A 6,925-nucleotide genomic window follows, 5' to 3' on the forward strand; every position below is an offset into this window, starting at 1 on the left:
TCGCGCCAGTTCCCTTGCCGATCGCCCATCTTCGTTATGATGCGCACTTCGATGAAGGAGTCGCCATGCGCATTATCAGCCTGAACGCCAACGGCATCCGCTCCGCCGCCACCAAAGGTGTCTTTGAGTGGTTGCGCAAGCAGCACGCAGACGTGGTCTGCCTGCAGGAAACCAAGGCGCAGGAGGATCAGCTGACCGATCCGATGTTCCGTCCTGATGGACACCATTGTTTCTATCGCGATGCGAGCAGCAAGAAGGGCTACAGCGGCGTGGCGATTTATGCCAAGCGCGAGCCCGACAAGGTCCTCACCGAACTGGGCTGGGATGAGTTCGACAACGAGGGGCGCTATATCGAGGCGCGCTTTGGCAATCTGAGCGTGGTGTCGCTGTACGTGCCGTCGGGTTCATCGGGCGACGAGCGTCAGCAGTTCAAGTTCAAGGTGATGGAGTGGATCACGCCGATCTTCGACAAATGGCTCAAGAGCAAACGCGACTACGTGATCTGCGGTGACTGGAACATCGTGCATGCCAAGGATGACATCAAGAACTGGAGTTCAAACCAGAAGAACTCCGGTTGCTTGCCCGAGGAGCGCGCCTGGTTGGATCTGCTGTTCAAGCAGCGTGGTTGGGTCGACAGTTTCCGCGCGCTGAAACCGGATGCGGTCGAATACACCTGGTGGTCCAACCGTGGTCGCGCCCGCGAGAATAACGTGGGGTGGCGCATCGATTACCAGGTGGTGACACCATCATTGCGTGATCGCCTCAAGCACTGCTCGATCTACCGCGACGAGCGCTTCTCCGACCACGCGCCGTACACGGTCGATTATGCCGACTGATGCCGCGGTGACGGCGGCGCGCAAGCCGTCGATCTGGCGTTCGTTTTCGCAGCCGGCGGCGTGGACGATGTGCCTGCTCGGGTTTTCGTCTGGACTGCCTTTTCTGCTGGTGGCCGGCACCTTGGCCTTCTGGCTCAAGCAAAACGGTATCGTGTTGAAAGACATCACGATGATCGCCAGCGCGGGCATGACCTACGCGTTCAAGTTTGTCTGGGCGCCCCTGCTGGATCACTGGCGACTGCCAGGCTTCCGGCGTCTTGGACAGCGCCGCGGCTGGCTATTGTTCGCGCAGCTGGGCGTGATCGTCGGCTTGCTGGCGATGGCGATACTTACGCCACATCAACTGGTGCCGTTCGTGGTGGCGACGTTGTTTGTAGCCTTCATGGGCGCCACGCAGGACATCGCCATCGATGCATACCGCATCGAAATCGCGCCGCCATCCGCGCAGGGTGCACTCGTTGCGACCTACTCGCTGGGTTATCGCCTGGGCTTGCTGGTGGCCGGTGCGCTGGCCCTGATTCTGGCCGATCACATTCCATGGGTCACGGTATACATGTTGTTGTCCGTGGTGATGATCGTGCCGGTTGTCACCACCCTGATGATGCGTGAACCGGACGTACGTCGTGCCGCACCGGCAACGTGGCGCGCCGCCATGCGCGAGAGCGTGATCGATCCGTTCGCGGATTTTTTTCGTCGCTACGGCTGGGCTGTTGCCGGATTGACCCTGCTGTTCATCCTGCTGTTCAAGGTGCCTGAGCAGGCGATTATCGGCGGTGTCATGAGCCCGTTTTATCGCGACATGGGCTTTTCCATGACGGAAATCGGCGCAGTCACCAAGATCTACGGCATCTGGATCGGCATTGCCGGTGCTTTCGTGGGTGGTGCGGCGGTGGCGCGCTGGGGAGCATGGCGAACGCTTGGCGTATGCATCGTGCTGGAGAGTTGCAGCAACCTGCTGTATCTGATGTTGCTGGCACACCATGGCAACCTGATGGTGTTGACCATGGCTATCTCCGGCCAGAATTTTGCCGAGGGCCTGCTCGGCCCGCCGACCGTGGCGTTCCTGTCGTTGCTGGTCAATCGGCAACACACTGCGACGCAGTATGCGCTGTTGAGTTCACTGGTGAACTTGCCGGGCAAGGTGCTTGGTTTCTTTGCGGGCGGCATCGTCATGGCCATGGGCTACGGCGGCTATTTCATCATCACCGTTTTCTCGGTACTGCCGGCGATGCTGTTGTTCGCCTGCCTCTGGCGCCGTTTCAGCAAGGATGAGCCGGCGCTGGCGGGCTAGCCGAAAATCGGCGCGCAAACACGTTCACAGCCCGAGTGCGAACTGGCCCACGGATCGCCGCGATGCCAATTGCAAGCGGCATCGCAGTTGGCGACGATCACATCACAGGGGCTACGTGGCAGGAGTGAGGCCATATGCCGGATATCATGATTCGTCACATCGATCGACTGATGGCAGAGCGCATCAAGCTGCTTGCCAAAGAGCGCCAGTGGTCGATCAATGATGTTGTGTTGCAGGCATTGCGGCATGGACTGGGCGTTTCCGAGAGCAGCGGAGTGCTCGCCGAAAACCTGCTTGAATCGCGTGATCTGACCGACGCTGGCGGGCATTGGAATGCCAGCGAGCGCGCAGCGTTTCAGGAAGCCGTGCAGGCGCTCGCGGTTGCGCAATCAGAGCAGCTCACATCAGCGATGAACCGCAAGGTTGGTGAGTTGCTGGACTGATCAGCTGAAAGCTCGCGGCCCCGGATACACGGCGCCCAACACCCGCAAGCCGCGAGCCCCCGTCACGGCTGGCAGATTGCCCGGCAAGCCGAGCAGGCGCTGTCGTGCCAGCCATGCGAACGCCGTGGCTTCCAGATAATCCGGGTCAACGCCGTGGCTGGCGGTGCTGCTCAATGCGCGCGGTCCCAGCCTTTCCTGTAAACGCCGCACGAGTGCGAGGTTGTGCACGCCGCCCCCGCAGAGCAATACATCGCGCGCGTCGCCAGCGTGTCGTTCGATCGCATCAGTCACACTGCGTACCGTGAGTTCAAGCAAGGTGGCTTGCACATCGGCGGGCGATAACGGGAAGTCGCTCAGCCGCGCGTCCAGCCAGCCCAGGTGAAAATGCTCGCGGCCGGTGCTCTTCGGTGGTGGCAAGGCAAAGTAGGGGTCGCTCAGCAAGCGGGCAAGCAACATGTCATGGACATGCCCGCCGGCGGCGAAAGCCCCGTCGCGATCGAATGCCTCACCGCGATGCCGCAGATGCCATGCGTCCATCAGCCCGTTCGCCGGCCCGGTATCAAAGCCGGACACGCGGCCGTCAGCCGACAGCACCGTGATGTTGGCGATGCCGCCAAGATTGAGCACGACGCGCGCGTGGCCGGGATTCGCGAGCAACATGGCATGCACGGCGGGTAATAGCGGTGCGCCTTGTCCGCCCGCCGCGACGTCGGCGCGGCGGAAATCCGCGACCACATCGATGCCGCTACGCTCGGCGATCACGCTGGCATCGCCGATTTGCAAGGTGAATGGGAGTTCGCCCGTGGGGCGATGCCGGATCGTCTGGCCGTGCGAGCCGATCGCGCGCACCGATGTGGGCGGCGTGCCGCTGTGTTCAAGCAGTTTTTGAGTCGCCTCGGCGAACACCTGGCCGATCGCGACATCCAGGCGGCCATAAGCGTCCAGATCAAGCCGGGTTTCATCCTGTGCAACGCGCAGAATCTGCGTGCGCAGTGCGTCCGGCCAGGGATGCGTCAGGGCGTGGACCAGGTGCGGACGATCCTGCTCAAAGCGCACCAGCGCGGCGTCGATGCCGTCGGCGCTGGTGCCGGAGATCAGCCCGATATAGAGCGCCGACGCGTCATCCACGCGTCGGCTCAATCGTCGCTGCGCGTGTTGGATTCGGCGCGCGCAAGCTTGTAGTTGTTGTCGATTTCCATCAAACGCGCGAGCTGTGGCTTCACGACGGTAGCCTCGAACTGCGCCAGCTGCGCCGCTGGTAGCGGCTCCGGCTTGGGCAGGGTGACGGTTTGTGGGTCGCGCTGCACGCCGTCGACACGGAATTCATAGTGCAGGTGCGGGCCGGTGGCGAGACCGGTCATGCCGACGTAGCCAATCACATCACCCTGTCGCACTTGCTGACCGACACGCTCGTTGGCGAAGCGCGACATGTGACCGTAGGCGGTACTGATGTGCGCATTGTGCTGGATGATCACGAAGTTGCCGTAGCCATTCATCCAGCCGCGGAACTTGATCACGCCATCGCCGGCCGCATGAATCGGCGTACCGGTTGGTGCGGCGTAATCCACGCCTTTGTGGGCGCGCATCAGGCCAAGGATCGGATGCATGCGTGCCGTGCTGAAGGGCGAGGAGATACGGGTGAAATCCACCGGAATGCGCAGGAAGGATTTCTGCAACGGACGGCCGTCTTCACTGAACCAGCCAATGCTGCCATCGGCGCGCTTGAAGCGGTAAGCGGTATAGCGATGGCCCTGGTTGACGAATTCGGCCGCGACAATATCGCCTTCGCGCAGGTAGCCGCCGTCGCGGTACACGGTGTCGTAAACAACGGTGAAGCTATCGCCTTCGCGCAGATCCTGCACGAAGTCGATGTCGTATTTGAAGAGATCGGCCAGCTTGATCACCATCGCATTGCTCAAGCCGGCTTTGTTGGCGGCGGCGAACAGCGAGTCCTCGATCACGCCGTGGGCGATCTGCTCGCGCGTGTCCACGGCGCGCGCAACCGTTGTCACGCTGGGCGTGGCGCCGTCGAGGCGAATGATGGCGCGCGTGGATTCATCCTTGTCGAAGCGAATGCCTTCCAGGTTGCCGCTGCGCCCAATCAGGAAGTCGAACTCCTGGCCGGGGCGAATATTGTGGAGTGCAGCCTTTGCATCGCCGGCGTTGTCCACCACGTGCTGCAGATCGGTAAGGCTCAAGCCCTGGCTCTGGAAGATATCGGAAAGGGTCTGGCCAGGACGTACCTGTACGACGCGCCAATCCTCGACGGTGGGGGCTTTGAAGGTCGGTGCTTCGATTTTCGGCAACGCAAGCGGCAGCAGCGTATGTTCCACCGGCGGGGCGGCCAGGGGCTTCATCGCAGTCGCCCACGCAGGGATCAGAAAACCGGAAAGCAGGGTGATCAACAACGCCGTGGCAGCAAGCATCCAGCGCTCGCGATGCCAATGAATGGGCGGCTGGTCGCCGCCGGCCTGTCCATTGAACGACCAGTGGGAGCAGCGTTGGTAAAAGTGAGAGTGGCGGTGTTGTGCCTTGCGGCGGATGGCCTGTTTGCGTGCGATGTGCGCTTCTTGCTTGCCAGCTGCCATCGCTAGTAGACCTTGTTTTTCTTATGCATTATGGCCGCGCCCCTGCGGTTACAAAGTATCAATTGCCGCGTACCATAACGACCTAGCACAAATCGCGTCAATGCCTTTTCCATCAAGGGTTTGCGCGATGTTTCCGGTTAACGCACAATTAACGCCAAAGAAGGCGGCCATCACGCTATTGGCTGCCTAGACAATCACTTCACGAGGACGACATGAGCGAGCTTGAGCAGGCGCTGGCCACGATTGCGCGCGGCGCTGACGAGATCATCAAGCAGGAAGACTTGGCTGCACGGCTCAAGCTTGGACGCCCCCTGCGCATCAAGGCGGGCTTCGATCCCACCGCGCCGGACCTGCATCTGGGGCACACCGTGCTCCTCAACAAGTTGCGGCAGTTCCAGGATCTGGGACACACCGTGATTTTCCTGATCGGTGACTTCACCGGCATGATCGGCGACCCCACCGGCAAGAACGTCACCCGCAAGCCATTGACGCGCGACGATGTACTGGCCAACGCCGAGACCTACGCCGAGCAGGTCTACAAAGTGCTCGATCGCGAAAAGACCGAGTTGCGTTTCAATTCCGAATGGTTCGGCCAGATGAGTGCGGCCGACATGATCAAGCTCGCCGCCCAGCACACCGTGGCGCGCATGCTCGAGCGAGACGACTTCGCCAAGCGCTATGCCGCCCAGCAGCCGATCGCCATCCACGAGTTCCTGTACCCGCTGGTGCAGGGCTACGACTCGGTCGCGCTGAAGTGCGATGTGGAGCTCGGTGGCACGGATCAGAAGTTCAATCTGCTGATGGGGCGCGCCTTGCAGGAACATCACGGCCAACCGCCGCAGATCGTGCTGACCATGCCGTTGCTGGAGGGACTGGACGGCGTCAACAAGATGTCCAAGTCGCTGGGCAACTACATCGGCATTAACGAGCCGGCCATCGACATCGTCACCAAGACCCTGAAAATCGGTGACGAGCTGATGTGGCGATGGTTTGAGCTGCTCAGCTTCGAAACCTCGCTGGACGATATCGCCCGCATGAAGCAGGAAGTGGCCAGCGGAGCGCTCAATCCGCGCGACGCCAAGCTCAAGCTTGCGCGGGAGCTGGCCACTCGCTTCCACGATGCTGCCGCCGCCGAGCAGGCGATTGCCGGCTGGCACGCGGTGGTACGCGGCGAAGGCGATACCAGTCTGCTGCCGCTCACCGAAATTGCAGTGCCTGTGGAAGGCTTGCGTTTGCCTGCGCTGCTGACGGCCGCGGGTCTTACGCCAAGCAACGCGGAAGCGAATCGCAAACTGAAGGAGCGCGCCGTGCGCATCGATGCGGAAGTCGTCGAAGATGCACAGCGGATGTTTGCGCCAGGTTTCGAGGGTGTTCTGCAGATCGGCAAGCGCAACTTCGCGCGCGTGTTGTTGACGCAAGCGTGAGTGGATCGCGGCGACGCAATGTCGTCGCGACGCGTTCGAAAAATAAGTTTCGCGGCAGAACAATGCTTTACGCGAAGCGTGAAAAAAAATTCAAAAAAAGCTTGCCAAAGGATGGGGTGCTGCCTAGTATTCGCCTCCCCGCCGCTGGCAACGCGCTTCGACGGCAACTCCGAAAGCAAAAATTTTTCGCTGAAGGTGTTGACGGACTGAAGAGGCGATGTAGAATGGGCGGCTCACCCGGAACGAAATGTTCACGGGGCGATCTGAAGAACAGGTTGCAAGTGATTGATCTTTGACAGTGTGCGCAGGTGACTTGTGTGGGCGCCTTGCGGTGGATGGAGTA

Annotated in this window: 6 protein-coding genes; 4 read left to right on the forward strand and 2 right to left on the reverse strand. The window is 61.1% G+C overall.

Going from position 1 to position 6,925, the window contains the following annotated elements; translation table 11 throughout:
• Positions 1–65 precede the first annotated feature (65 nt).
• From ISP19_RS02260 to ISP19_RS02270, 3 genes are all read left to right on the forward strand, one after another.
• A complete protein-coding gene (locus tag ISP19_RS02260; RefSeq protein ID WP_204679286.1) occupies positions 66–836 on the forward strand; it encodes an exodeoxyribonuclease III in 771 nt (256 codons plus the stop codon).
• On the forward strand, positions 826–2,127 hold the full coding sequence (locus ISP19_RS02265; RefSeq protein WP_239556395.1) for an AmpG family muropeptide MFS transporter: 1,302 nt from the start codon (positions 826–828) through the stop codon (positions 2,125–2,127). The genes ISP19_RS02260 and ISP19_RS02265 overlap by 11 nt, the downstream gene beginning before the upstream one ends.
• Before the next feature lie 134 nt (positions 2,128–2,261).
• Entirely contained in the window at positions 2,262–2,570 is a 309-nt protein-coding gene (locus ISP19_RS02270; protein ID WP_204679288.1) for a hypothetical protein, read from the forward strand.
• Here the strand turns inward: ISP19_RS02270 and ISP19_RS02275 are convergent, their stop codons facing one another.
• Positions 2,571–3,698 (reverse strand): anhydro-N-acetylmuramic acid kinase, encoded by a 1,128-nt coding sequence (locus tag ISP19_RS02275; RefSeq protein ID WP_204679290.1) that lies wholly within the window; start codon positions 3,696–3,698, stop codon positions 2,571–2,573.
• A gap of 8 nt (positions 3,699–3,706) precedes the next feature.
• On the reverse strand, positions 3,707–5,158 hold the full coding sequence (locus ISP19_RS02280; protein ID WP_204679292.1) for an OapA family protein: 1,452 nt from the start codon (positions 5,156–5,158) through the stop codon (positions 3,707–3,709).
• A 212-nt stretch (positions 5,159–5,370) separates the two neighbouring features.
• Here ISP19_RS02280 and tyrS point away from each other — a divergent pair, with 212 nt between their 5' ends.
• Entirely contained in the window at positions 5,371–6,582 is a 1,212-nt protein-coding gene (tyrS, locus tag ISP19_RS02285) for a tyrosine--tRNA ligase (protein ID WP_204679294.1), read from the forward strand.
• Positions 6,583–6,925: the final 343 nt, after the last annotated feature.

The sequence above is a fragment of the Dyella flava genome, assembly GCF_016904955.1.
Lineage (GTDB): Bacteria > Pseudomonadota > Gammaproteobacteria > Xanthomonadales > Rhodanobacteraceae > Dyella_B > Dyella_B flava.

Bases quoted from the DNA above. Each gene is read 5' to 3' on its own strand.
- ISP19_RS02260 (WP_204679286.1), top strand. From the start codon at position 66: ATGCGCATTATCAGCCTGAACGCCAACGGCATCCGCTCCGCCGCCACC.
- ISP19_RS02265 (WP_239556395.1), top strand. From the start codon at position 826: ATGCCGACTGATGCCGCGGTGACGGCGGCGCGCAAGCCGTCGATCTGG.
- ISP19_RS02270 (WP_204679288.1), top strand. From the start codon at position 2,262: ATGCCGGATATCATGATTCGTCACATCGATCGACTGATGGCAGAGCGC.
- ISP19_RS02280 (WP_204679292.1), bottom strand. From the start codon at position 5,158: ATGGCAGCTGGCAAGCAAGAAGCGCACATCGCACGCAAACAGGCCATC.
- tyrS (WP_204679294.1), top strand. From the start codon at position 5,371: ATGAGCGAGCTTGAGCAGGCGCTGGCCACGATTGCGCGCGGCGCTGAC.